Origin of the sequence: Acinetobacter sp. SAAs474, assembly GCF_032823475.1 — a bacterium.
GTDB lineage: Bacteria > Pseudomonadota > Gammaproteobacteria > Pseudomonadales > Moraxellaceae > Acinetobacter.
In genome coordinates this window covers 3,245,997-3,272,902 of sequence record NZ_CP127915.1, presented here as the reverse complement: position 1 = coordinate 3,272,902, position 26,906 = coordinate 3,245,997, and the positions used below count along the sequence as shown (strand labels likewise).

The following is a 26,906-nucleotide window of genomic DNA, read 5'->3' as shown; positions in this document are numbered from 1 at the left end:
AAGATTCAGGTGTCAGGTGTATAGGTGAGCGAAAGCTGAAGTTTGCAGCGGCGCTGCAACCAGGGGCTAGGGCGGTAACGTGGATCATGGCTAATCTGTGACATACGTTCCAAAATCAGCAAAATTTTATCTGCACCTACAAGATCACCCCATTCAATTGGACCGTGCGGATAAGCTAAACCCAAGCGCACCGCATCATTAATATCTTGTGCAGTGGCAATTTGCTGCTGTGCCATGTCGCAAGCCAGATTGATAATCATGGCCAGTACACGCTGGCTGATAAAACCTAAACTTTCCTCAATGACATTAACCGAGCAGTCTGGACTACTAAAGAGATGTATCGCGGCTTCAATATAGGATTGTTCGGTTCGTAGATTAGGCATTAGTGTGCGGCAATGTTGAAAATCACCCAGCATGTCAATACATACGGTGCGCCTAGGATCTACACCTACACGAAGCGCTGAATGCGTGGCATCTTCACCATAAGTTGCAAGTACAATCAGATCATTTTGTTTGGGCTGTTTCGCGTTGTTGATATGAATGCCTTTGCTATGAAAATAGTGGCTTAAGCACTGTAGATCTGCTTCAAATTCGGTATGCAGCCAGACGTGATTAATTGCATTTGATTGAGGATAGAAATGAGTTTCCTCGCTAATTTCTTGTTTTTTCTGTTCGATATAAAGGTAAAAGCCAGCACAGGTTTTACGGCCTAATTTTTTTCCAATCAGCATTTGCTGTGTTAACACATTGGGGCGATAACGCGGTTCTTGGTAATACTGTTGATATATTGATTCCATAACCGGATGCGATACATCTAAACCGGTCAAATCCATCAGTTCAAATGGCCCCATCTTAAAGCCCAGTGATGCTTTTAAAATCTGATCAATCTTTGCAATTGAAGCGACATTTTCACTTAATATTTTTAACGCTTCTGTTCCATAGGCACGTCCAGCATGGTTGATAATAAAGCCAGGGGTATCTTGAGTACGTACTGGACGGTGCCCCATTTTTTGTGCCAACGCAGTGAGCTGTACAGAAATTTCTGGCTTAGTACGTAAGCCTTGAATTACTTCAACAACTTTCATCAGCGGTACGGGATTAAAAAAATGGTAACCGGCTACACGTTCAGGATGTTTGCATTGGGACGCGATTGCGGTAATTGATAGTGATGAGGTATTTGAAGCTAAAATTGTATCTAGACTGACAACTGCTTCAAGTTGCTGCATCAGCTTTTGTTTAACCTCTAATTTTTCAACAATCGCTTCAATTACAAGCTGGCAATCCCGCAGCGCTTCTATCTGTTCAGCAATATGTAAATGCGTCAGTGCATCGTCATATTGTACAGCGCTGATTTTCTGCTTGTCGCGCAATTTGCTGAGGGTGATTTCCAACTGCGCCTGCGCTTTTTGGGCGGCACCGGGCTGTGTGTCATATAAATAAACATGATGTTTGGACTGAATGGCAATTTGTGCAATACCTGTTCCCATAATTCCTGCGCCAATAATGCCGATGTTTTGTATATCCGTATGCATAATGTGGTCCTGCATTTTGTTTAATTTTTTACTTAGTCTTTCCGTCTTTTTGCATCATTTTTTTCGGGGTTATTTGTACCTTTAGATTTTCTACCAATAAATCTTCAGCCAGTTTATTTTCAACCAAGTGATGCAATTTTATATATACGTTCTCTTTACACTGTGTAGAAAAGTCTCCCTTACAGCTAAAAAATTAACACTTTGCTCAGCGCAAGAAGCAGAGGATATATAGCAGACATTATCTTCATTCTCTTGCGGATTTTTACTTCTTATCCTTCAGCCATAAATGGCTTAAGAGAGTGAGCTATCGTCTAAAACATACGTGTTAAGAAGCTGCTGTAATATTTCCAGTTCGGCTGAGTTGCCTCGTGATTATTTACCTTGGAAATTTGGCTTTCTTTTTTCCAAAAAGGCGTTCATGCCTTCTTTTTGATCCTGTGTGTCAAACAGTAGTTGGAATGCTTTTCGCTCTAAAGCCAGTCCAGTGTTGAGCGGTGCATCTGCTCCAAGCAATACAGACTCCTTAATTTGTTCCAGTGCCAGTGGTGGCAGTTTTGCAATCTGCTGCGCCATTTTTATTGCGACAGGCAGCGTGTTGGTATCTTCGGTAATTTGTGATACTAAGCCCATCTGAAAAGCTTCTTCTGCCGAAATGAGACAGCCGGTCATTAACATGCGCATGGCGTGAAATTTTCCAACTGCTCGAAGCAGACGCTGCGTACCACCAGCACCCGGCATAATACCGACTTTGACTTCCGGCTGACCAAATTGCGCACTTTTACCGGCAATAATGATGTCCGCATGCATGGCTAGTTCACAGCCGCCACCTAATGCAAAACCGTTGACTGCTGCAATAATTGGTTTGGGACACTGTGCAATACTGTGCCAATAACGCTCTGCACGACGTAAATACACTTCCATAGAAGATGCTTCTGCCAGCTCTTTTAAATCAGCACCAGCAGCAAACACTTCTTCACCACCAGTAATGATAATTACCCGAACAGCATCATTCTCTGACTCTGCCTGCACAGCAGCAGCCAATTGTTGTCTGACTTCGGTGTTCAGTGCATTTTTGGCTTCAGGACGGTTAATTTGAATGATGGCGACTGCATCTGTGTAGTAATCAATAGTAACAGTCTGTAATGATCTCATATTTATAAAATTCCGCATAGCAAAATATATTTCTATGCTTAATTTAGTGCAGTTTTGTGGAATATTCAATCAGTATTCGACTTTTAAAATCAAAAAATAGGCTATTTTGCTTTTAATGACAATTTAAAAATAAAATTTGCATAATTTTATTGTCATAAAACCATTATATTGATAATGTATTTCGTATAACGAAATAAATAACATATTTAAACGCTTAAATGCTTACATGGAGTAGGAGAGAAAAATGATTCGTGACCAGCAAGTGATGGAACAGTTGTTATCGACCATACGTGATTTTGTGCAAAATGAGTTAAAGCCTTTAGAACATGAAGTAGATGAAACTGATGTAATTCCCGATCATATTGTGCAGCAGATGCGTGATATGGGGTTGTTTGGCTTGACCATTCCCGAAGAATACGGCGGTTTGGGCATTACCATGGAGGAGGAAGTTCTAGTTGCATTTGAGCTGGGGCATACTTCTGCGGCGTTCCGTTCCTTGATTGGTACCAATAATGGCATTGGTTCCAGCGGCATCTTAATTGACGGTACTGAGGTACAAAAGCAACAGTATTTGCCGCGCTATGCCAGTGGTGAAATCATTGGCTCATTCTGTTTGACAGAACCAGATTCTGGTTCTGACGCAGCTTCGCTAAAAACTTCGGCAGTCAAAGATGGCGATTATTATGTTTTAAACGGCACGAAACGTTTTATTACCAATGCGCCGCGCGCGCAGACTTTTACAGTTATGGCGCGCACTAATTCTGAGATTAAGGGTGCAGGTGGTATTTCTGCATTCTTGGTTGAAGCGGGAACACCAGGGTTGTCGTTGGGTAAAATTGATAAAAAAATGGGTCAAAAAGGCTCGTATACCTGTGATGTGATATTTGATAACTGCCGTGTGCATAAAGATCAACTCATTGGCGGGCTTGAAGGTGTTGGTTTCAAAACCGCTATGAAAGTACTGGATAAAGGGCGCTTGCATATTGCCGCTTACAGCACGGGCATGGCAGAGCGTATGCTGGACGATGCCTTGAATTATGCTGTAGAGCGTAAACAGTTTGGTCAGCCGATTGCGAATTTTCAATTGATTCAAGGCATGTTGGCGGACTCAAAAACAGAAATTTATGCAGCCAAATGCATGGTACTAGACGCAGCGCGACGCCGTGATTTAGGTGAAAATATCAGTACAGAGGCTTCTTGCGCCAAAATGTTTGCTACTGAAATGTGTGGACGTGTTGCAGACCGTTGCCTGCAGATTCATGGCGGTGCCGGTTATATCAGTGAATATTCTATCGAGCGTTTTTACCGTGATGTGCGTTTGTTCCGTCTGTATGAAGGTACAACACAAATCCAGCAAATTATTATTGCGCGTGACATGATCAAAGCTGCTACAGCCTAACAATCAAGGATTAAAATATTGCGTTAAGTTGCAAAAATGAATAAGGATAAAGACATGAAAGCAAGTAAATTTAACTGGCAAGATCCATTTCTGCTGGAACAACAGCTCACATCTGAAGAACGTATGATCCGCGACACAGCGTATGCTTATTCGCAAGATAAACTTATGCCGCGTGTGCTGGAACAGTTTCGATATGAACAAACGGATGCTTTAATTTTCCGTGAGATGGGTGAGCTGGGCTTGCTTGGCCCCACCATTCCAGAACAATACGGCGGCGCTGGATTAAACTATGTCAGCTATGGACTAATCGCGCGCGAAGTAGAGCGTATTGACTCTGGTTACCGTTCTATGGCGAGTGTACAAAGCTCTTTGGTGATGGTGCCGATTAACGAATTTGGTTCAGAAGAACAAAAGCAGAAATATTTGCCAAAATTGGCGACAGGCGAATTTATTGGCTGTTTTGGCCTCACCGAACCAGATCATGGCTCAGATCCGGGCAGCATGATCAGCCGTGCCAAAAAAGTCGATGGTGGTTATTGCTTAACCGGCGCAAAAATGTGGATTACTAACAGTCCGATTGCCGATGTATTTGTGGTGTGGGCGAAAGAAGTTTCAGCAGAAGGTAATGTTGGCGATATTCGCGGCTTTATCTTGGAAAAAAATTGGGAAGGGCTATCTGCGCCAGCAATTCACGGCAAAGTGGGCTTGCGTGCTTCAATTACAGGTGAAATTGTCATGGATAATGTATTCGTGCCAGAGGAAAATGCCTTTCCTGAAATCCGTGGTCTGCGTGGGCCGTTTACCTGTTTGAACAGCGCACGCTATGGTATTGCTTGGGGTGCAATGGGAGCAGCTGAATTTTGCTGGCACACGGCACATCAGTACACTATGGATCGAAAACAGTTTGGCCGTCCATTGGCAGCCAATCAGCTGATTCAAAAAAAATTGGCAGATATGCAAACCGAAATTGCGCTTGGCCTGCAAGTAGCACTGCGCTTTGGTCGTGTGCAGACTGGGATTGCGGCCTTTTGCAATTAATCCTGCATTGGTATTATTTTTATAAGGTTTGAGGTCTAAAGATGGGCTAAGCATATTTTTAGCCATGATATTTTTAAACTGTTTTAATGCATTGCAGCTGAACTGTAATGCCTTTTTTATTGTCAGTACAGCTTCAATTTTCAATAGACTTTATATTGTTATTATATTTTTTAGCTCAATTGAAAAAATATTTCATAAAGCAAAATATACTTTAGTTGTAGACATTTTTTGGAAATTTTTAACAAAATATAGGCTGATGCAATATTAAGGTAGGATGAGAGTTTTCTAAATAAATTAAAATTATTTTAAATATGTAACATATTGTTTCTAAATTCGTGTTAAATATTAGACTAAATCTATTAAATACAATATTTTATATTGTTTTTGCTATTTTTAATATTATTTCGTATTGCGGAATTATGGTTTGGATAATTGAAATTTGTTTTCTATTTAGCTATGTTTGATTCATAACTTAAGAATGATTATTTGAATAACACTACAGGAAGATAGGCAGTATGAAAGGCTTAAAGGATCAAGTCATTATTGTGACTGGCGGAGCAGGCGGCATCGGTGGAGCAACATCAAAACGTTTAGCGCAAGAAGGTGCAAAAGTAGCAATATTTGATATGAATTTAGACGCGGCACAGCGTTTGGTCACAGAGATTGAAAATACTGGTGGTGTAGCGCTGGCTATGCAATGTGACATCACACAAAAACAACGCGTTGATCAAGCCGTTGCAGAAACTATAGCAGCGCTGGGTGAAATTGATGGTTTGGTAAATAACGCCGGCTGGGATATTTTCAAGCCTTTTATTCAATCCACTCCTGACGAATGGGAAAAGCTGATTCAAATTAATTTGGTCGGTATGCTAAATATGCACCACGCGGTATTGAAAGGCATGATTGCGCGTAATAAAGGACGCATTGTCAATATTGCATCCGACGCTGCCCGTGTTGGTTCTTCTGGTGAAGCAGTTTATGCCGCATGTAAAGGCGGTTTGCTATCTTTTTCAAAAACTTTAGCACGCGAACATTCACGCAACAACATCACTATTAATGTGGTTTGCCCAGGCCCAACAGACACTGCGCTTTTGGCGGGTGTTACTGAAGGTGCATCTAACCCTGAAAAATTACGTGAAGCATTTACGCGTGCCATTCCATTAGGCCGCTTGGGACAACCCGATGATTTGGCATCTGCCATCAGCTTTTTCTTGAGTGATGATGCCAGTTTTGTGACAGGACAGGTACTTAGTGTATCTGGTGGCTTAACCATGAGCGGTTAAGCAGTATCAATGTTTTGCGATGATCTGAAAATGAGATCTAAAACTGATCAAACCAATATCTGCAGTAAATAAAAAATTGTAGTTTTCAAGGAAAGGAACTGAACATGAATTTTGAAGATATTTTATACGACGTAAAAAACGGTGTGGCGTGGATCACGATTAACCGTCCAGAAAAAATGAATGCATTCCGCGGTCAAACTTGTGATGAAATTATTAAAGCATTAAATAAAGCGGGCTATGATCGTCAAGTAGGTGCAATTGTACTGACTGGTGCAGGTGAAAAAGCATTTTGTACTGGTGGAGATCAGTCCGCGCATGATGGTAATTATGACGGACGCGGTACCATTGGTCTGCCGATGGAAGAACTGCATACTGCAATTCGTGATGTGCCAAAACCGGTGATTGCACGTGTGCAAGGTTATGCAATTGGCGGAGGTAACGTATTGGCAACGATTTGCGATTTAACTATCTGTTCCGACAAAGCTATTTTTGGTCAGGTTGGCCCGAAAATGGGATCAGTCGATCCAGGTTATGGCACGGCTTTCCTTGCACGAGTGGTCGGCGAGAAAAAAGCCCGTGAAATTTGGTATATGTGCCGCCGCTATTCAGGTCAGGAAGCTGTTGATATTGGTTTAGCTAACAAATGTGTGCCTGCAGATCAGTTAGATGCCGAAGTACAGGCTTGGGGTGAAGAATTATGTGAACGCAGTCCAACAGCTTTGGCTATTGCCAAACGCAGTTTCAATATGGACACAGCACATCAGGCGGGTATTGCTGGCATGGGCATGTATGCTTTGAAGCTGTATTACGATACAGAAGAATCACGTGAAGGTGTCAATGCGCTGAAAGAAAAACGTAAACCTGAATTCCGCAAGTTCTTTAAGTAAGGAGTAACGCTATGTCTAAAAATCCTTACATTACTGAAGACCTAGAGTTGTTGGCGGAAACTGCTGAAAAATTTGCTCAAAAATATATTGCACCAGGTTTTCTAGAGCGCGATCAAAGCCGAGTGTTTGATCGCGATTTGGTAAAAAAGATGGGTGAGATGGGCTTTATTGCACCAGAATTACCGGAGCAATACGGTGGACAGGGTATGGGGCGTTTGGCTGCTGGGGTCATTCATGAAGCTGTGGCGAAAGCTGATTTAAGTTTTTCCTATATTAACCTGTTGGCTTCATTAAATGGGCAAATTTTGGCAGAGCATGGTACGCCAGAAGTGGTCGAGCCATGGCTAAAAAAATTGACTGCAGGCGAAGCGATTTTTGCCATTGGTTTAACTGAACCGCGCGGTGGTTCCGATGCAGGCAGTCTGCGTCTAAAAATTGAACGCGATGGCGATGAGTATATTTTAAATGGTGAAAAAACCTCGATTTCAGCTGCTGATCAGGCGGATGCTTCGGTTATCTTTGGCCGTACAGGCACTGTGGAGTCTGGTGCACATGGCGTAACTGCAGTATTGGTGCCAATGAATCTGCCAGGCATCAGCACTACGCGCTTTGACTGTCATGGACAGCGCGCTATTGGACGCGGCTCGATTTTTTTTGACAATGTACGCGTGCCAGTCAGCCACCGTTTAGGTGAAGAAAATAAAGGCTTTGTTCAGGTGATGCAAGGTTTTGATTTTTCCCGTGCATTGATCGGCTTACAGGTCTTAGCTGTAGCGCGTGTCTCTTTAGATGAAGCGTGGGCTTATGCTGCTCAGCGAGAAGCTTTCGGTAAACCGCTGACTGCCTTCCAAGGGGTATCGCATCCTTTGGCAGATTATGAAACTCAAGTCGAAGCAGCACGCTTGCTGTGCTTGCAAACTTTATGGCTCAAAGATAATCACTTGCCGCATACTGCAGAAGCGGGTATGTGCAAATGGTGGGGGCCAAAACTGGCTTATGACGTGGTACATCAATGTTTACTGACCTTTGGACACGCCGGATATGACCGCGGCGTAATGGAACAGCGTATGCGAGATGTTTTAGGCTTCCAAATCGGTGATGGTACAGCACAAATTATGAAGACTATTATTGCTCGTCATAAAGCTGGCAGAAAAGCGGTACCAGCTTAATAGTCACCTGCTAAATATATTGATTTCGCTTTGTTTACCGCTCAAATAATTTGAGCGGTACAGCCCCGCTGTATTTAAATTTAGCTTTTACATATACATATAGCGGTAAAGATAGTTTGCTGATTTGAGTGACAGCAATGCGATAATTAGAAATTGGAGAAATAGAATGGATTTCGATGCGGTTCTGTTGGTCCCGCGCAGGGAAAAAATGTTGCAAAATGGATATTGGTTAAATAAAACAATATTACAGTCACTGAATGAAGCCGTGCATCAATATCCAGATAAAGTCGGATTGGTAAGCTATAAAGCGGAAGATCAGTCTGAAACCAGCTTTACTTACCGAGAAATGCTGCATACCTCAAATATAATTGCTTTGGGTCTGAAACGCCTTGGCGTTCAAAAGCTTGATATCGTTTCTTGCCAATTGCCGAATTGGTGGGAATTTACCTTATTGTATATTGCCTGCCGCCGTATTGGCGCGGTACTAAATCCGCTGATGCCGATTTTTCGTGAGCGTGAATTATCTTTTATGCTCAAACATACAGAAAGCAAAGTTTTTGTTGTGCCTAAGACTTTTCGTAAATTTGATCATGAAAAATTAGCGTATCAACTGCAAAGCAATATTAAAAGCATTGAACACGTTGTCGTGATTGGTGGCGAGGGTGAAAACAGCTTTAAACATCTATTGTTAAATCATGGTTTGGATAAAGATCCTCAAATTTTAAATACCTTAAATGATGTCACCATCACTGCGGATGATATTGCCCAGCTGATTTTTACCTCTGGGACAACCGGCGAACCAAAAGGCGTGATGCATACCGCCAATACTTTATTTTCTAATATTGTGCCTTATGCTAAACGCTTACATTTAAGCAAAGAAGATGTGATTTTAATGGGTTCACCTATGGCACATCAAACCGGTTTTATGTACGGCCTAATTATGCCAGTACTGCTTAAAGCCAAAGCAGTACTGCAGGATGTATGGGATGTGAAAACGGCGATAGATTTAATCCATAAGCATCAAGTCAGCTTTACTATGGCATCGACGCCATTTTTAAATGACATGTCCGAAGCGGTGTTGGACAGCCATCAAACTTTAGATAGTTTGAAGCTCTTCCTATGTGCGGGCGCGCCGATTCCAAGCACTTTGGTACAAAAGGCACGACAAAATATGGGCGTTAAAGTAGTTTCGGCATGGGGCATGACCGAATGTGGCGCAGTCACCATGACACGTCCGGAAGATGATGATGAACGTTCATTTAATACTGACGGGCTGCCGCTCCCAGGTGTGGAGGTTAAAATTGTCGATGAACATGACCAAATTTTGCCTCTCCATCAGCCGGGTACGCTAAAAATCCGTAGTTGCTCAAATTTCGGCGGTTATTTGAAGCGTCCGCATTTAAATGAAACAGATAGTGAAGACTGGTTGGATACTGGAGATATTGCCTATTTGGATGAGCAAGGTTATATCCGCATTGCAGGCCGTCAAAAAGATGTGATTATCCGCGGCGGCGAAAATATACCAGTGGCCGAAGTGGAATCGCTAATGTATTTGCATCCAGATATTATGATCGTCGCTTTGGTTCCTTATCCGGATGAACGCATGGGAGAAAAAGCCTGTGCCATCGTTAAATTAAAAGACGATGCCGAACATTTGGAATTAAAACAATTAACTGATTTTTTGAAAACGCATAATTTGGCTAATCAGTATTTACCGGAACGGCTAGAAGTCTGGAAAGAAATTCCGATGACGCCATCTGGAAAAATTCAAAAATTCAAACTCCGTGAAATGCTGCAACAAATATCTTCGTAGTAAGGTTGCAAAATTGCTTTAAAAAAACATCTAGCGCATAGGTCAGTCATTTGTGAAAAAGTCTGGCCGTGGGGGGACTCATCTCTTCAAAACTGTATAACAGCGAATTAACGGATGAACTAAAACGTTAAAAGGATTTTTAATGATGAATAAGAATGCAAAAAAAAGTGTAAAAATAGTACTGAGTGTTTCAATTTTAATGCGGGTTACTGCAAGTTATGCAGAGATGACATTAGAACAGCAAGTAGCACACTTGCAGCAGCAAGTGCAAGAACTACAAAATTTAATGCAGCAGCAAAAACAGGCGAGCGAAAAAATCTCAGCGGAATTACCAGCTTTAAAAAAAATATCGGACAAGATAGATATAAAACCGCTCGTGACCAAAGGTGGCGCAGAATTTGAGTTTTACGGTAATGTACGTGCAGATGCAAGTTATCAATTTAAAGGACCAGCTACGATGTATAATTATATTAGTACGGTGCCTCTAAAGGGTAGTACAGCCGAAGCCAACAATTCGGATAAGCTCCAGAGTACTTTAAATGCCACCCGTTTGGGCTTTAATTTTAAAACTCCTAATATTGGTAAGCATAGTGTGGGCGGGAAAATTGAAATGGATTTCTTTGGTGGAGCTGGCCGTGATACTTTTCGTATCCGTCATGCTTATTTAACTTATGGTGATTGGTTGATTGGTCAAACATGGTCAAATTTTAATGCAGTTGAGTATTATCCGGAAACAGTTGATGCATCGTTATCTGTAGGTGGTTCATTAACTCGTGTACCACAGGTTAAATATAGCTATATAATTGATAAAAATGTTAATTTTTCTTTAAGTTTAGAGGATCCTAAAGCTGAAACAGTAGCGGCATCAGGTACGCAAAATTTTACTACTGATACCAAGGCAAAACTTAAATTGCCATCTGCAGTTGGGCGCTTAAATTATAAATTTGATAATGGTTCGGCATTATCAGGCCGTTTGTTTTTAACGCAAAAAGCTACAAATCATGAAAATAAAGAACATATCTTGGCTTGGGGAGCAGCTATCGGTGGAAAATATCAATTGACAGATAATTCACTGTTGCGGTTTGACTATAATCATATTAAAGGCGATTCAAAAAATGTATTGTGGTCGAATTATGCATATGTATTTGATGATTTTGGGACAATTCATGCAAATGAATTTAATACTGTGACCATCGGTTTTACTCAGAAAATTACTTCTAAAATTCGCTCGACTTTAGGATTTGGTTATATGCGAGCAAATTCGAATAATGCTTTTGCAGATTTAGTATATGATGATTCCACCCAAAATAAAGAATTAAAACAAGGTTGGATTAATGTATTTTATAATCCAGTTAAACCAATTAATTTTGGAATAGAGTATATGTATGGTGAACGGAAAACATTTATGGATTTAAAAGGGATTGACAATCGTATTAATCTAACAGCGATTTATGATTTTTGATAGATAGTATCCGATTAAATAGGATGATATTTATTTATATCGATTAATTAAATTAGAAAAGGTTGTTTTATTTAGTATTGAATTCAACTTCCATTTTATTACTATGCTTCGTGGTTAATTTTATCTTTTGATAAGAGATAAAGAGAATCTAACGAAGCTAGTCTAAGTGAACTAGAAAACCAATTATTTTAAAATTTTTAATTTGCAGAGATTCTTATAACATGGCTAATCATACTGATACGAAGTTAATCGAATTATCTTAATTTTACAATATTCTCATATTGAAAAATTAAGGAGGAAAAGTGGATGTATTTAAACCGTAATCAAAAAATTACTTTAAATAAGCAAAAGATTTTAGCGGCAGCAGAACGACTTTTAATTGATAATGATCAGGATATTGTTATTGGTGACTTAGCGAAAGAATTAGATATAGCGAAGGGCACTATTTACAAATATTTTAAGAGTAAAAATCAGCTTTATCTTGAATTGCTTATTGAAAATGAAAAAAGGATTCTGGATTTATCAAAAAAATATAAAACAAATATGAAGGAAAATGTGGAAAAATACATGCTCTATCATATGCTTAATTCTAGTAGAACTATATTATTTCATAGTATTGAAGAGCGTATAGCCGGTCAGGATAAAAAGTTAAAGGATTTATTTAATTCCCTTTATATGATTCGTGAAGAGCGGATACTTGAATTGAATGATCTAATAGAAAACTTTCTATATAGGGATACAGAACAAATTTCTGTTCGCGATTATTTATTCTATGTATGGACTTTAACTTATGGAGCCTCTTTGTTGCTTAGCTCAACTGGTTTTCAAATGTCTATAAATGAACGGGAAAGGATTATAAATTTTCATATTAAACAAGCTTATATGTTAAGCAGTGTGACATATTAAATTGATGAGTATAGTTATATATGAAATTTTTCTTAGCTTAAAGTAAATTATTTTGGTCATAACTTTTATAATTAAGCTCTAAATATGTCTAAATTGAGAATATATCTATATGAGGGTCACAGGATGCAAATAGCCTGTATTAATCAACTATATTATTGTTCTAAATATTTTTATATAAAGAAAGCCATCCTATGCATCAAGATCTCGTAATGATATTAATCATAGGATTATAAAGGTGTATTAACCCCGAATTAAAAGAATATCGGGAGTTAGACGGTGATGGGTTATATTTCCGTGTAAAGCCTGATGATAAAAAAGCGTGGTTATTTAGGTATAAAAAGGCAGATGGTAAATGGTCGTGGCTTGATATAGGTACTTATCCTGAATTGTCGGGAAAAGGTGCGAGAAAAAAAGCGTCTGAGAGAATTTAAAAGATTTAGAACAATGCTAAACGTGAACAAAGCTAAACGTGAACAAAGTTATTTTAATGGGTATTTTAGATCATGGCCCTGAAAAAAAACAATTTCCTAATGGTGGGAGTATTGCCACTTTTAGTAATCGATTAGCCGAGATAGCAGACAAAGAACTTAAAAAAGATAGTAAGGTTTATATTGAGAGTAGTTTACGGACAAGGAAATGGAAAGATAAGGCCATTGGAGCAGATTGGGAAGTGGTAGAAGTTTGGGCAGATGTATTGCAATTGCTTTGATGAGTTTTGGGTAAAGCTTTTAATCTTTATTTTTTACATCCAAATCGACACATGACCATTAATGTATTTATACCGTCGACATATTAAAAGCCTTATGTTCGATTCTTTGGGTTTTATCGACATCTTTATCTATTCATGTTTATTACATCGACATGATTATAACTAATCGACATGATTATAACTATATGTCGATTTTTATAAAAAATATCGACATGAAGGTGGCATTATGTTTATCCTATCGACATAAACTAGGGTGTGTCCTCATTTAGATTTACACCAAATGAACATGCAGGCGATATAAATCATAGACTGATAATTACGTGCGAGTTTATCAAATCGAGTTGCTATTGCACGGAAGTGTTTTAATCTTGCAAAGGTATTCTCAACTAAATGCCTTAAGCGATATAAGTACTTATCAGAATCAGGATTGAATTTCTTACTATTTGATCTTAATGGAATAATAGGTATCATTTTTCGATTTCTAGCTGACTTTTTGATATGTTCAGAATCATATCCCTTGTCCGCGATTAGATAATCTGCTGTTTCAATTAGATCTATTAGGTGTTCTGCAACTTGGCTGTCATGGACATCACCCCCAGTGATTTTAAAATCAATCGGTAATCCATTCGCGTCGGTTGCAAGATGAATCTTTGTTGTGAGTCCTCCACGAGATTGTCCAATTGCACGCTCGAAGCCATGCCGAGCTCCACTTGCATGCTGATGCGCGCGTATGTAGCTTCCATCAATGAATACCCATTCTTGGTCCAAGCTGCCTCGTAGTTTGAAAAAAATTTATCCCATAAGCCTTTCATAGCCCAGCGATTAAAACGGTTATAAGCAGTTTTCCAAGGGCAAAACTCTTGAGGAATATCACGCCATGTCGCACCTGTGCGTAGTTTCCATAAAATAGCTTCCATAATATTTCTACTGTTCTTTGAGCTATAGCAACCATGAAATTTCATTATTCTAGGCGTTTAAATATTATTCTTCAAATGAGGACACGCCCTAATTTTAGCCAACGAAATTCCCAAGAATATTTTATTTTTAATCCACGATATGGATGATGGTAATTATAGCCCTGAATCTAGATGGGCAATATTTCATGACTGCTTTTGGTAAATCACTTCCATAGATATAACCTCGCTTAAAAGTTTTAACAGAGATTTTACTATATCATTGCTTTGTGGATGACCAAGTGCGCCAGCAAATAATCAATACTTGTCTCATAAAGCTCAAAGGTATACTCGAACTCAATTCAATGAGTGCTGCAGTTTTTTCTAAGCGATCTATTGACCAAAGCTTATTATTAAAATGATCTGAAATGATGTAAGTATCTTTTATTGAAAGAATTCTTTATAGCGAATGATTTATTTTGTTTTATTGGTCTAGATTGACTATATTTTAATTTCTGGACCAGTATAAGAACTATAATTTAATTTTAAGGCAAAAAATATTTTGCGCGATCATCGAACAAAGTCATTATATATCGTACAAAACTCATTTTTAACCATAGCCGAATGTTCGATTTTTATTAAAAATAGATCAGACGAAATCCTTAGAATTTTAGTTGGAATTTATTCTCCGTCCAGAATATATCTTGCTTAATACTTAGGATTTCTAAAAAATATTAAAAAAATATACGGCATATTTGAGAGCATGATAGTCAGGTCATTGATGATTTTGATATGCCTATTCAAGGTAAACATTAGACAGTATTTATCGCTATTTAACGCATCGACAGTATACTAAAATGATACAAGGCCAGTAATTGTTACTGACCTTTTAATATGGATTATTTTAAGTTAATCTAAAATCATAAATGTGGCACTGGTTTTTGCAATCAGTGTTTGAGATTGCCAAGCTTCACTTTCAATACGAAGAATTTTCTTACCTTCTTTAATAAACCATGCTTTTGTTTGAACTGTACCGACTTCGCATGCTCTAAAAAAATCCATTGATAGATTAATTGTTGCTGCTGGTTTTTGTATGTGATTGAGTGCAGCTAAAATTCCCATTGCATCATCAAGCATGGCACAAATCATACCCCCTTCAACTGTCCCACGTGGATTGGTAAAGCTTTCAAGCGCAATGTAATCAATGCTGATTTCACGTTGATCAGCATCCCAATGAATATTATGTCCACCAAGTAAATGATGAATAGGAGGGAGTTGGCTGAATATTGTGGTTTTCATATTATGGATCCTTCCATGATTTTTTGGATTATTTTTAGCATGCTATTTAATAGTAAAAGCATCATAAATAACGGCTTTTCCAAGACGCATGGCACTACCAACAGCAATTGTTTTATTTAACCAAGCATATTGAGGCGCACTAGTTTCAAATTGCATGGTTAATTTAAAATAATATTGTGTTGGATCAACATCATGTCCGAGACTGAGCTGTTTAAGGATAGCTGGTGAACCGTAACGATAGCCTTTGGTTTGCAAATAAATAAGAGCACCATCTTCTGTTTCCAGCAGATAGCGCGTATCTATATGTGCAAGCCCATTACTATCAACAGTTTGCCAATCTGCACCATTATTTAATATTCGTCCCTTAATCAAAGGTCCTGCAAATGTTCCACCAGTAATTGGAATAATACGTCGTTGACCTAAATCAGATGTTTTTCCTAATTCCCAAACAGGTGCATTTAAGTCCACTTTAAATGTGGCAAGAGGTTCAAGTGTTAATGGTGGTGGAGTGAATTTTGTATCAGCATAGCTAAGTATTGAAAATCCTAAGCCAATACATAGACCAAATAAATATTTCACGGCATGCGCTCACTAGAATAAAAAGGTTCTGAGGATACAGAACCTAAGCAGATTTATTTAAACTTCCATGTGTAATCAATATTAATGCGCGTTTCATTGGCAGGTTTAATGTTAGCATTGGAAAGCATATTATTATTGTATATTGCATAGCGTGCTCTTAATGCTAAATTTTTTAAGAACCCACTTTGTATGGTATAGCCGATGTCGAAGTCCAGTTCATCTTCTTTAAGGTGGGTTCCACCTAAACGAGGGGCATAGATATTAGTACCCTTTGTATAACGAGTCATAAATCGAAGACCTGGTACATACTTTTTGAAATCATATTCATATCTAGCGCTATACACTTTTTCCTTAGCATTTAGGAATTCACCTGTCCAAGTATCAATCATCAGACCAGTTTCTCCACCAGTTAAATAAGGAAATGCTGTTTCACCTTGATGATGAAAGCTCGATAGGATGAATTTATGCGCTTTATGTTTGAGTTCAACATGTGCATGAATTAAATCATTATCCACTAGTCCAGCATTTGCTTTTCCTGAGTCCCTGTTGATGTAATATCTGATTTGGCTGGTTAAGGTATTATGTTCATTAATGGGGTATTGATAGGTTAAACCAAGTAGTTTTTGATGAAAGATATCATGAACATCCATATAAAATGAAGTTAGACGTAATGGTGCTGATGGTAGATCATAATGGCCACCAACATAATATAAATGATTTGTTTCAGCAGCAATAAAGCGCCCATTCACACCCGAAATCTTTATTTTTTCATAATCTGTAGAATCTCGATGATTCACTTTATCAATATATGAGGCTTGAAAATCCAATTGAGGAATATCTTTTATATTTAAAGCTATACCACGATAAGTCTGCGGAAGTAGCCTTGCTGGAGAACCGACTAAGACAGGTGTCATCGGTTGTAGTGTGCCTATACGTAAATCAGTTTTTCCAACTTTAATTTTGCCAGTATAGCGTAATTCACCATAGCTACCTTGAGGTTCATTGGTAATAGGATCTCGTGGTATATTTCCTGTTCCGGCATGCTTAGCATCTCCATGAAGTTTAAATCCTGCTGTACCTAATAAGTCTATACCAAAGCCGATAGGGCCTTCTGTATAGCCTGAGTTCATTTTTAAAATAAATCCTTGGCTCCAATCTTTTGCTGCTGGATAAGTTGAGATATCAGTATAGTCACGATCAAAATAAAAGTTTCGTGCTGTCAGCTCGACAGTACTATCTGCAATAAAACTATCTGCAAAAGCAGGCATCGTTAACAGTAAAAATGGCATAGTCCATATTTTTTTCATCGTTATTTCATCCTTAAAATATGCTGAAAAATATTGTTTTAAATCAGTAAATATTTATTTTCCTAAGAGTTCACGTGCAACAATCTCTTTCATAATTTCGTTTGTTCCGCCATAAATTTTTTGTACTCGTGCATCTACAAAAAAACGTGAAATTGGATATTCTTGCATATAGCCATAACCGCCAAAAAGTTGAAGAAGTTGGTCAATCACTTCACATTGGGTTTCGGTAATAAAGCATTTCAAAGCAGCAGCTTCTGTAATACTTAAAGCATTTTTGTGATATAGGTCTTTACAGCGTTCTACAAAAGCGTCTGCTGCACGTGCTTTTATTTGTGCTTGTGCAAGAACAAAACGGGTATTTTGAAATTGAGATAACGGTTGACCAAATGCCTTTCGTTCAAGGACATATTCTTTTGTAATTTCAATTGCACCGAGCATTGCGCCTAAAGCCATTAAGGAAATACTTAACCGTTCACGAGGTAGTTCTTGCATTAAATAGTTAAAACCTTGACCTTCTTGACCAAGTAATTGAGATTGAGGTACACGAACCTGATCAAAGAAAAGTTCAGCGGTATCTTGAGCATGTAGCCCAATTTTCTTTAAACCACGACCTTTTTTAACACCTTCTAAATGTGCATCAACCAATAAAATAGAAATACCTTTTGCACGTGCTTGAGGATCTGTTTTTGCAACTAAAACAATTAAGTCTGCATGATGACCATTAGAGATAAAGGTCTTAGAACCATCAACAATATAGTGATCACCATCTAAAATTGCTTGAGTACGGATCGCTTGTAAATCTGAACCTGCATTGGCCTCAGTCATTGCAATTGCAGTGACAACTTCACCTGAGACCATTTTGGGAAGCCAATATTGTTTTTGTTCTTCACTACCAATATTTTGAATATAGGGTGAAACTAATTCACTTTGTCCACCAATTCCAACTGCAAGGGATGTAAATCCGGCTTTTGCTGTTTCTTCGATTAGCATTTGTGAATAATAGATAGGTGCACCGTATCCTCCATATTCTTCAGGAATATCAACACATAGAAATCCATTCTGACCAAGCTTATGCCATAGTTCGCGCGGGATGAGTTCTTGTTCTTCCCATGACGCATAATAAGGGGAAACGTGTTCAGCCAAAAAGCGCTGGTAATTGTGGCGAAATAATTCGAAATCACTATCATTTTGCATAAAGTCTTCCTTTTTGAGGACGTAAAAATCCAAGCGGCCCTATAAAAGAGCTGCTGAGTAAAGGGTAAAAAGTTATTGTTTTAAGGTCGGAATCCGGATGATGAGCGGATTATTAATATGCTTTTCATAGAGTTCTTGAACCATCGTAGCTCTACGCTTTAAAATACCATTTTGATTTAAATTACCTTTATCTGTTGTTTCACCAGCATCAAGTTGAGGTGGTTCAACCATTAAATACAGCATGGATACGGTATTGGAACTGCCAGTTGCATCTTTATTAAAGTTCAATAAAAATTGTTTAAACCAATGTTGAACTTTTGGATGCGTTAATATTTCTTCAGTGGTGGCAGTTTGTATGTGTAAACCACTATATTCAGCACAAGCGCTGATTTTTGGAAAAATAAGAAATCCAATTGCATTTAGATTTGAACCTGTAATACAAACATCTTGGATCAGTAAATTGCCGTTGATGAGCACTTTATTTCGTAAAGTACCAACATTGACAAAAGTACCCGTATTAAGTTTAAAGTCCTCGGCAATACGTCCATCATACATTAGACCTTGACTAGGATCATTGGGATCGACTAAAACAACAGCATCGCCCGTACGGTAAAATCCTTCGTCATCAAAAATATCGGCTTGTTGATCATGTGCTAAACGCCAATAGTGTTTCATCACATTTTTTCCACGGACACAAAATTCAAGCTTGTCACCCAAAGGACTAAGCTTGATTTCACAGCCGGGTGCTGGATAGCCAATAAAACCAGCCATGACTTTAGGACCTGTTGTAAAGACACATGATGGTGCAGTTTCAGTCATACCCAAACCGCTCATGATTCGAATACGCTCACCACAATGATCTTGTGCAATTTTATCTAAACGATTCCAACCTGCTTCAGAAAGTGCTGCACCTGCAAAAAATAGGATTTTAACGCGACTAAAGAATTTTTCACGTAATTTAGCATCTTGCTCCAATGCAGTCGTAATTTCCTCCCAACCTTTAGGCACATTTAAATAAACCGTTGGTGCAATCTCTTTTAAATTGCGAATAGTTTCTTCCATCTTTCCAGGTACTGGCTTGCCGTCATCAATATAGATTGTTCCGCCATTGTATAATGCAATACCCACATTATGACTACCACCAAAAGTATGATGCCATGCTAACCAATCCACTAAAACAGGAGGCGTTTCTGCAAATTCAGGGAAAGTTTGTAGCAACATTTGCTGATTGGTACATAACATTAAATGCGTTGTTGGTACAGCCTTTGGCATTTTTGTAGAGCCAGAGGTAAATAAAAACTTTGCAATTTGATGTTCATCAATAGTGGCATAGTGTGATTGAATATCTGTAATTTCAGTATCCAGTAAATCTGAAAAAGCAGTACATACTTGGCCTGCAAATTGCCCTGATGTGGTGATGATCTCGATATCATCTGCATTACGACAAGTTGCAATTGCTGTTGCAAAAGCATCGCCATCATTTGCAAAAACAAGTCCTGGTGTAAGGACATCAAAAATATGCTTAAGTTTTCCAAAATCTTTTGAAATAAGTGAATATGCAGGTGAGATAGCAGAAAATGGAATACCCGCTAACATCGCACCCATAGATAAGGTTAAATGTTCAAGATCATTACCAGATAAAATAACAATTGGGCGATCATCAGATAAATGTGTATATTTTTTTAATGATTGAGCAATGCGCCATGCATGATTTACAGTTTCAGCATAAGTCAGCTCAACCCATTGGCCTTTAGTATCGCGTTTTGCTGCAAATATACGATGAGGATGTGATGCTGCATATTGCAACAAGCGGTCTGTCAATTTTTGTGGATAAGGCTTGAGCTGTTCCTTTGGAGAGATATATAAGGTTTCGTCTTTATATTTAAAATCTATTTCATGACTACCTAATTTAACCAATCGCTCAGGATATTTTTGTGCATGAACTGTCATGTGTGCCATTGTTATTACTCCATGTAATTTTATCTATTCTGTTTTAACGGAAAGAGTTGACTTCATGTCAACTCTTATTCCTTTGTTAAATAGGATAATGACGTGGGCTGGTTTGGATGGTGATCCAACGTAGTTCAGTAAATTCAGCTATCGAAGCCTTGCTTCCAAAGCGTCCATAACCACTTTGTTTTACGCCCCCAAATGGCATTTGTGCTTCGTCGTGTACGGTTGCACCATTAATATGACAAATGCCTGAGTCAATCCGTTTTGCAACAGAGAGTGCTTCCGCTAAATTTTGGCTAAAGACGGCTGAAGATAAGCCAAACTCAGAATCATTCGCGAGTTCAATCGCTTCATTGACTGTTTTAAACCGTTGTACGGTACAGACTGGACCAAAGGATTCTTCAGCATATAATAACATTTCTTTAGTTACATCTACGACAATAGTCGGTTGCATCACGGTTCCATCAATATTTAATCCTAATGGAATACTCGCTCCTTTATCATGTGCATCTTCTACAAGTTTTTGGATACGAGTAGCGGCTTTAAGGCTTTCCAGTGTACCGAGTGGTGCATGACTATTAAGCGGATTTCCTGCATGAATTGTTTTGATTTTATTGATTAATTTTTCAATAAGTTTTTCTGCAATTTTTTCGTCAACCAGAACACGCTCGGTTGACATACAAATTTGTCCTTGGTTAAAGAAAGCACCAAATACGATGGCATTTACTGTTTCATCAAGATCGGCATGTTCAAGTACAATGACTGGAGCTTTACCACCTAATTCAAGTAATACCGGTTTTAAATATTTTGCGGCTATTTCAGCAATAATTCGACCTACATGTGTAGAGCCTGTAAAGTTAATTCGTTTAGTCAGAGGATGTTGAATTAATCGTTCTACGATTTTTGCTGCATCTTCAGGTGCATGAGTAATGACATTAACCACGCCATCACCAATACCTGCTTCATGTAATACCTCTCCAATTAAGCGGTGTGTTGCGGGACAGGCTTCGGAGGCTTTTAATACTACGGTATTACCACATGCGAGAGGCATGGCAAGTGCACGAGTTGCAAGAATTACAGGCGCATTCCACGGAGCCATTCCTACAATGACTCCACAAGGAACACGAATGCCCATTGCCATATTGCCGGGGACATCTGATGGAATAATGTTGCCATCAATTTGGGTTGTCATTGCAGCAGCTTCACGTAACATATTGGCTGCAAGGTGAACATTAAAGCCATACCATGTTGAAGTTGAACCTATTTCATGAATCGCTGTCTGAATAAATTGTTCAGTTTTTTGATCCATAAGATCTGCCGCTTTGAGTAATTTTAAACGACGGTCTGTTGGAGAAAGCGTAGCCCATGTTTGAAATGCCTCATGAGCGGATTGAATAGCACGATCAACATCATCTAAGGTTGCTGCTGCACTCATTGATGCGATGGAGCCATCAATTGGGCTAATTCTTTCAAAGTATTTACCTGAACTTGCAGCAACGGATTGACCGTGAATAAGTAACTCTACGTTTTGCATGGCGAATGTTTCCTTACATGTCCATTATTGAGTGATGAATCGATCCATATTAAGCAGGGCGTTTATATGCTTGAAGACCAGGTTTAATTGATTTGTCATCAAGAAACTGTTTTAGACCTTGTGCACGACCACCTTCATCATCACGATGATTACATTGATCAAGTTTTGCATATAAATAATCTTCATTTTGTTCCCAAGTGAGTTCACGGCAACGTTTAAATCCATTTTTCGCTGTTCGCAATACCACAGGATTTTTTTCCAGTAGATTGTTTGCAAGTTCTGTAACTTCTGCTTTGAGCTGTGCAAGAGGAACACTCTTGTTCACTAATCCCATATTTGCCGCTTCAATACCAGAAAAGGTTTTACCCGTCATGATGTAATACATGGATGTACGATGACCAACAGTATCTGCCATTGCTTTACTGACTAGATTGCCAGGAGGGATCCCCCAGTTAATTTCTGATAAGCCAAATGTTGCTTCATCTGCTGCAATTGCTAAGTCACATGCAACAAGTGGAGAGAAACCACCACCAAAGCACCAACCATTAACCATTGCAATGGTTGGTTTTGAATAGAAGCGAAGTAAATGCCATTGCCAACGAGAAGCATCACGACGAATACGCTCTTGGAAAATTTCTGGTTGATTATCGACTTCACGGAAATATTCTTTTAAATCCATACCTGCTGTCCAAGAATCACCAGCACCTGTTAGAACCAGTACTTTTGCAGCTGGATCTAATTCAAGCGTTTCAAGTACATCAATCATTTCTTTATTTAATGTTGGGCTCATCGCATTTTTCTTTTCTGGACGATTTAATGTCACCCATGCAATGCCTGAATCCACTTGTACATCAACTGTTTGCCAACGATTTTGATAAGACATGTGTTGCTCCTTAATTTATGTTTTATGTCCTGATGTTCTTTAATTTAATATCAGTTAAGCTTATATTCAAGGCTTATTTTAGGTTTTTTGAATATTTTTTATAAGTTATTGAAATTAATTATATTAAAATAATATTTTATAAATATATAAAAATATATGTTGATTAAATTATAAGTTTAGGTGATATTTTTTGAGTTGCTTAGGACGGAAGGCAATACATAGGAAGTGTATAGATTAAAAATCTAAGAAAGGACGATAATGAATGGAAAATAGTGTAAGTAGTAAAAGTAAAGCCACACTTACACTCGTATTGTGCTTTGCTATTGCCGTCTTTGAGGGTTTCGATCTTCAATCAATGGGCGTTGCAGCACCACGTATGCGAGCAGAGTTTGGCTTAGATAATTCACAAATGGCTTGGGCTTTTAGTGCAGCAATTTTAGGAACTTTACCCGGTGCATTACTGGGTGGACGTTATGCAGATAAAATTGGGCGTAAAGCTGTTCTTTTGACCAGTATTTGTATTTTTGGTGTTATGTCAGTTTTAACAGCATATGCATCAGATTATAATTTATTGCTCATCATCCGGTTTTTGACTGGTTTAGGGATGGGGGGCGCTTTACCCATGATGATTACCATGGCATCAGAAGCTGTTTCTGGTCAGCATAAAGGCGCTGCCGTAAGTATCATGTATAGTGGTATTCCATTTGGCGGAATGTTAACTTCATTTGTTGCGATGGGACTTGCAGGAGATGAACAATGGCGGCATATTTTTTATGTTGGTGGATTTGCTCCCATATTACTTATTCCACTTTTAATGAAGTTTTTGCCAGAATCAAAGGATTATTTGACAGCATCAAAAACAAAACCATCTACTCCATTTTTTGAAGTTTTATTTGCCAAAGAACGTCGCTTTTCGACCATTCAAATTTGGATCAGTTTCTTCTTCACACTGGTTGTTTTATATTTCCTTTTAAACTGGTTGCCATTATTAATGGGAGCTCAGGGTTTAGGAAAAACCGAAGCGAATTATGTTCAAATTGGCTATAACATCGGCGGTATTTTTGGTTCAATTCTAATGGGTATTCTACTGGATAAGATTAGAATGAGCATGGTGATTAAACTCATTTATATCGGTATTTTAGTTTCATTATGCTGTTTAGCCATTTCACCAACCGTTGCTTTACTATCTTTATCTGCTGTAGGGTGTGGTTTATTTATTGTTGGTGGTCAATCAGCATTATATGGATTAGCAGCAATGTTCTATCCAACAAAAATGCGTGGAACAGGAGTAGGCGCTGCTGTTGCTATTGGTCGAATAGGTTCTTTTGCAGGACCTTTATTTGCGGGTATGCTATTATCAATGGGTTCAAGCTCTGCAATGGTGATTGGTGCAAGTATTCCATTAATCTTTATTGCAGCAATTGCAGCACTTTTTTTAGTCCGAAAACCGAAAGTACAAGAAGCGACACCGGTGCTAAAAATCGCATCGCAATAAGTGAAATCATCGAGTATGGTCTAGCATAGGCCATACTTTTTTATGTCTAAAATTTAAGGTGGTATCATTATGACTGAACAATCAACCCATCAATTACCAACATTGAGTTATATGATTGCGCGTGTTGATCGTATTATTAGTAAATTACTTAGTGAAGCGCTTAAAGATTTAGGCATTACTTTGCCACAATTTACAGCATTGTCTGTATTGGCAGCAAAGGGAAGTCTATCAAATGCAAAATTAGCAGCACGATCATTTATTAAACCGCAATCGACCAATAAAATTTTACAAGATTTACTCAGCCAAGGCTGGATTGTAAAACAGTCAGATCCCTCACATGGTCGACGTATTTTAATTCATGTTACACCTGAGGGTTTTGAAAAATTAACTCAATGTCGTGATATTGTTAAAAAACTTGAAGATACCATGTTAACAGGCATTGATATTAATTTATCGCTGTTGATTCGTAATAATTTAGATATTATGGCGAATAATTTGCAAAAGCAGAATGCAGAATAATGTATAAATATTCAGCATATGGCCACTTTAAAATTTAAGCTGGATATGAACATAAATGAGATTAGATTTAGTATTAAATTTTATTTTATCGAATGATGCTACGCTGAATAGATTGAAATAATTGATTTGAATCGATAGCATCAGGAATTTGCATTTATGTTGAGCAATACCATGTCTTCTGGTCAACAAGTACTGATTGAGCTAAGAAAAATGATAATTTCTGGTGAGCTACCAGGAGGATTACGTCTAGCTGAAATTCCTACAGCTGAAATGTTGGGTGTGTCGCGTCAACCGATTCGTGTTGCTTTTCGTGTGCTTGAGCAAGAAGGTTTATTATTAAAAAATCCAACCCGTGGTTATACCGTTCGAGAAATATCGCCAAAACTAATTCAAGATGCACTTGAAGTTCGTGGTGTTTTAGAGGGTCTTGCCGCAAAAAAATTAGCAGAAAAAGGATTAAGTGAAACGGAACAAAAACAGTTAATGATGTGTCTTGAGCATATTGATCCTATTTTTGAAAAATCAGAACTGACCAATGAGGATATTGAAATTTATCATCATTTTAATATAATTTTTCATAATACGATTATTCAGGCGACAAATAATCTTGCGATTACGCAGGCATTATCTAAAAATAATCAGTTACCTATGGCCTCTATACAGGCAATTACTTTTGATAAAAAAAACCATTGGTCAGAGATTAGACGTTTACAACATGGACATATTCAGCATTGTGCAATTTATCAGGCATTACTTAATCGAGATGCAGCTCGTGCAGAAAGCTTAATGCGTGAGCATAGCCATGTGGTTACATTGGGAAGCATGATGCGTGCAGTATTTGAAACAAAATGAGCGCATCATTTTGTTTAAACACTTGCGTTAATATTGACTTTAAATCGAAATTGATCTGCTTTTAAGGTGACCAATCAATGACCAAAGTTGTAGATTTTGCACGTGAACAACAGGGGGTAAACTGTTTATTTTCAGCTTGTTCTTCTTCGGTTAGATATACATCTCGATGGTCAATTTCACCGGAGACCACATTCACTAAACATGTACCACATATACCTTGCTCACATGAAACTGGAATATGCACACCTGCTGCTTCTAAGGCTTTAGCTGCCGTTTGATCTTGGGCTACGTGGATGATTTGTCCTGTTTTTAAAATTTGAATATTAAAGCTATGATCATGATGAGTCTCTCTTGTAGAAGAATTAAAGTGTTCTTGATGAATATGGCTATCTAACCAGGTATTTTTTTGAGCCGTTTGAATAACAAAATCCATAAAACCGTTGGGTCCACAAACATAGAGATGTTGATGTGTTGAGTGATGATTTAACACATTATCTAAAGCACAATGGGTATTGGGTTCATCATCAATATGAATATGTACTAAATGCCCAAGTTCTGTGAGATCCTCTAAAAAAGCCAGAGATGTACGCGTTTTAACAAAGTAAAACAGTTGAAAACTTTTATTTTGTTGCTTTAATTCTTTTGCCATTGCCAGAATTGGAGTGATACCAATTCCGCCCGCACACAGTATAGCGTGTCCTAACTGAGGGTTTAGTGCAAATAAATTACGAGGTTCACCAATCGTTAATCGTTGCCCAACTTTTAGTTGCTCATGAATATATTGAGAACCTCCACGGGAACATGGATCTTTTAATACACCAATAATATAGCGATGTTGTTCTGAACTACAATTTGCTAATGAATATTGTCGTATTAAGCCATCAGCTAAATGTACATCAATATGTGCACCTGCTTGAAATGCAGGTAAAGGCATATGATTTCCAGAAATTAATTCCAAAGATAAAATATGTGGATTATGTCTATGAATTTGATGAATGGTCACTTCCATGTGAATTGTCCTTTAAAATAATTTTTAATTAATCATTAA

The 26,906-nt window shown here is 38.2% G+C and carries 23 protein-coding genes and 1 pseudogene; 13 read left to right on the top strand and 11 right to left on the bottom strand.

The genetic code is table 11. From position 1 onward, the window contains the following. Positions 1-5: 5 nt before the first annotated feature. Together QSG86_RS16305 and QSG86_RS16300 are read right to left on the bottom strand one after the other, a co-directional pair. Positions 6-1,532, bottom strand: coding sequence for a 3-hydroxyacyl-CoA dehydrogenase (locus tag QSG86_RS16305; RefSeq protein ID WP_317032447.1), 1,527 nt, complete (start codon positions 1,530-1,532; stop codon positions 6-8). A 372-nt stretch (positions 1,533-1,904) separates the two neighbouring features. Next, the gene (locus tag QSG86_RS16300) at positions 1,905-2,684 is read right to left on the bottom strand and encodes an enoyl-CoA hydratase (protein ID WP_317032446.1); all 780 of its coding nucleotides are present in this window, start codon (positions 2,682-2,684) and stop codon (positions 1,905-1,907) included. Positions 2,685-2,928: 244 nt separating this feature from the next. Here QSG86_RS16300 and QSG86_RS16295 point away from each other — a divergent pair, with 244 nt between their 5' ends. The 10 genes and pseudogenes from QSG86_RS16295 (at position 2,929) to QSG86_RS16250 (ending at position 13,350) form a co-directional block, all read left to right on the top strand. After that, a complete protein-coding gene (locus QSG86_RS16295) occupies positions 2,929-4,083 on the top strand; it encodes an acyl-CoA dehydrogenase family protein (protein WP_317032445.1) in 1,155 nt (384 codons plus the stop codon). A 36-nt stretch (positions 4,084-4,119) separates the two neighbouring features. After that, a pseudogene (locus tag QSG86_RS16290) lies at positions 4,120-5,109 on the top strand (acyl-CoA dehydrogenase family protein); the annotation flags it as partial. Between the two features lie 527 nt (positions 5,110-5,636). Then, positions 5,637-6,404, top strand: a complete 768-nt coding sequence (locus tag QSG86_RS16285) for a glucose 1-dehydrogenase (protein WP_317032444.1) — start codon at positions 5,637-5,639, stop codon at positions 6,402-6,404. Between the two features lie 104 nt (positions 6,405-6,508). Then, entirely contained in the window at positions 6,509-7,291 is a 783-nt protein-coding gene (gene badI / locus QSG86_RS16280; protein WP_317032443.1) for a 2-ketocyclohexanecarboxyl-CoA hydrolase, read from the top strand. 11 nt (positions 7,292-7,302) lie between these two features. Beyond that, entirely contained in the window at positions 7,303-8,460 is a 1,158-nt protein-coding gene (gene aliB, locus QSG86_RS16275) for a cyclohexanecarboxyl-CoA dehydrogenase (RefSeq protein WP_317032442.1), read from the top strand. 166 nt (positions 8,461-8,626) lie between these two features. After that, positions 8,627-10,273 carry a cyclohexanecarboxylate-CoA ligase gene (aliA, locus tag QSG86_RS16270; protein ID WP_317032441.1) on the top strand — a complete coding sequence of 549 codons (1,647 nt, stop codon included), beginning with the start codon at positions 8,627-8,629 and terminating at the stop codon, positions 10,271-10,273. Positions 10,274-10,415: 142 nt separating this feature from the next. Then, positions 10,416-11,735 (top strand): DcaP family trimeric outer membrane transporter, encoded by a 1,320-nt coding sequence (locus QSG86_RS16265; protein WP_410487488.1) that lies wholly within the window; start codon positions 10,416-10,418, stop codon positions 11,733-11,735. A 306-nt stretch (positions 11,736-12,041) separates the two neighbouring features. Beyond that, complete coding sequence (locus QSG86_RS16260) at positions 12,042-12,641, top strand: helix-turn-helix domain-containing protein (protein WP_317032440.1); 600 nt, start codon at positions 12,042-12,044, stop codon at positions 12,639-12,641. A 239-nt stretch (positions 12,642-12,880) separates the two neighbouring features. Further along, positions 12,881-13,072, top strand: a complete 192-nt coding sequence (locus QSG86_RS16255; RefSeq protein ID WP_410487833.1) for an Arm DNA-binding domain-containing protein — start codon at positions 12,881-12,883, stop codon at positions 13,070-13,072. A 56-nt stretch (positions 13,073-13,128) separates the two neighbouring features. After that, complete coding sequence (locus QSG86_RS16250; protein WP_317032625.1) at positions 13,129-13,350, top strand: single-stranded DNA-binding protein; 222 nt, start codon at positions 13,129-13,131, stop codon at positions 13,348-13,350. A 261-nt stretch (positions 13,351-13,611) separates the two neighbouring features. Here the strand turns inward: QSG86_RS16250 and QSG86_RS16245 are convergent. The 8 genes from QSG86_RS16245 to QSG86_RS16210 all read right to left on the bottom strand — a co-directional run bounded on the left by QSG86_RS16245 (position 13,612) and on the right by QSG86_RS16210 (position 22,992). Then, positions 13,612-14,312 (bottom strand): IS5 family transposase gene (locus tag QSG86_RS16245; RefSeq protein ID WP_410487487.1). Its coding sequence is split into 2 segments (ribosomal slippage): positions 13,612-14,141 and positions 14,141-14,312, totalling 702 coding nucleotides; the frame shifts between segments, so codons are not numbered across the junction. Between the two features lie 840 nt (positions 14,313-15,152). Next, positions 15,153-15,542 carry a PaaI family thioesterase gene (locus QSG86_RS16240; protein WP_317032439.1) on the bottom strand — a complete coding sequence of 130 codons (390 nt, stop codon included), beginning with the start codon at positions 15,540-15,542 and terminating at the stop codon, positions 15,153-15,155. Positions 15,543-15,584: 42 nt separating this feature from the next. Beyond that, a complete protein-coding gene (locus QSG86_RS16235) occupies positions 15,585-16,121 on the bottom strand; it encodes a DUF3237 domain-containing protein (RefSeq protein ID WP_317032438.1) in 537 nt (178 codons plus the stop codon). A gap of 53 nt (positions 16,122-16,174) precedes the next feature. Beyond that, the gene (locus QSG86_RS16230) at positions 16,175-17,428 is read right to left on the bottom strand and encodes an OprD family outer membrane porin (RefSeq protein ID WP_317032437.1); all 1,254 of its coding nucleotides are present in this window, start codon (positions 17,426-17,428) and stop codon (positions 16,175-16,177) included. Between the two features lie 54 nt (positions 17,429-17,482). Next, entirely contained in the window at positions 17,483-18,622 is a 1,140-nt protein-coding gene (locus QSG86_RS16225; protein ID WP_317032436.1) for an acyl-CoA dehydrogenase family protein, read from the bottom strand. A gap of 72 nt (positions 18,623-18,694) precedes the next feature. Continuing rightward, a complete protein-coding gene (locus tag QSG86_RS16220) occupies positions 18,695-20,581 on the bottom strand; it encodes a feruloyl-CoA synthase (protein WP_317032435.1) in 1,887 nt (628 codons plus the stop codon). 76 nt (positions 20,582-20,657) lie between these two features. Continuing rightward, a complete protein-coding gene (locus tag QSG86_RS16215) occupies positions 20,658-22,109 on the bottom strand; it encodes an aldehyde dehydrogenase (protein WP_317032434.1) in 1,452 nt (483 codons plus the stop codon). Positions 22,110-22,158: 49 nt separating this feature from the next. Next, positions 22,159-22,992, bottom strand: coding sequence for a p-hydroxycinnamoyl CoA hydratase/lyase (locus QSG86_RS16210; protein ID WP_317032433.1), 834 nt, complete (start codon positions 22,990-22,992; stop codon positions 22,159-22,161). 262 nt (positions 22,993-23,254) lie between these two features. Between QSG86_RS16210 and mhpT the strand changes: the two genes are divergently transcribed. From mhpT to QSG86_RS16195, 3 genes are all read left to right on the top strand, one after another. Beyond that, a complete protein-coding gene (mhpT, locus tag QSG86_RS16205) occupies positions 23,255-24,487 on the top strand; it encodes a 3-(3-hydroxy-phenyl)propionate transporter MhpT (RefSeq protein ID WP_317032432.1) in 1,233 nt (410 codons plus the stop codon). Between the two features lie 69 nt (positions 24,488-24,556). Further along, positions 24,557-25,006, top strand: a complete 450-nt coding sequence (locus QSG86_RS16200; RefSeq protein WP_317032431.1) for a MarR family winged helix-turn-helix transcriptional regulator — start codon at positions 24,557-24,559, stop codon at positions 25,004-25,006. 171 nt (positions 25,007-25,177) lie between these two features. Continuing rightward, on the top strand, positions 25,178-25,858 hold the full coding sequence (locus QSG86_RS16195; protein WP_317032624.1) for a GntR family transcriptional regulator: 681 nt from the start codon (positions 25,178-25,180) through the stop codon (positions 25,856-25,858). Between the two features lie 61 nt (positions 25,859-25,919). Here the strand turns inward: QSG86_RS16195 and QSG86_RS16190 are convergent, their stop codons facing one another. Then, complete coding sequence (locus QSG86_RS16190; protein WP_317032430.1) at positions 25,920-26,867, bottom strand: PDR/VanB family oxidoreductase; 948 nt, start codon at positions 26,865-26,867, stop codon at positions 25,920-25,922. Positions 26,868-26,906 lie beyond the last annotated feature (39 nt).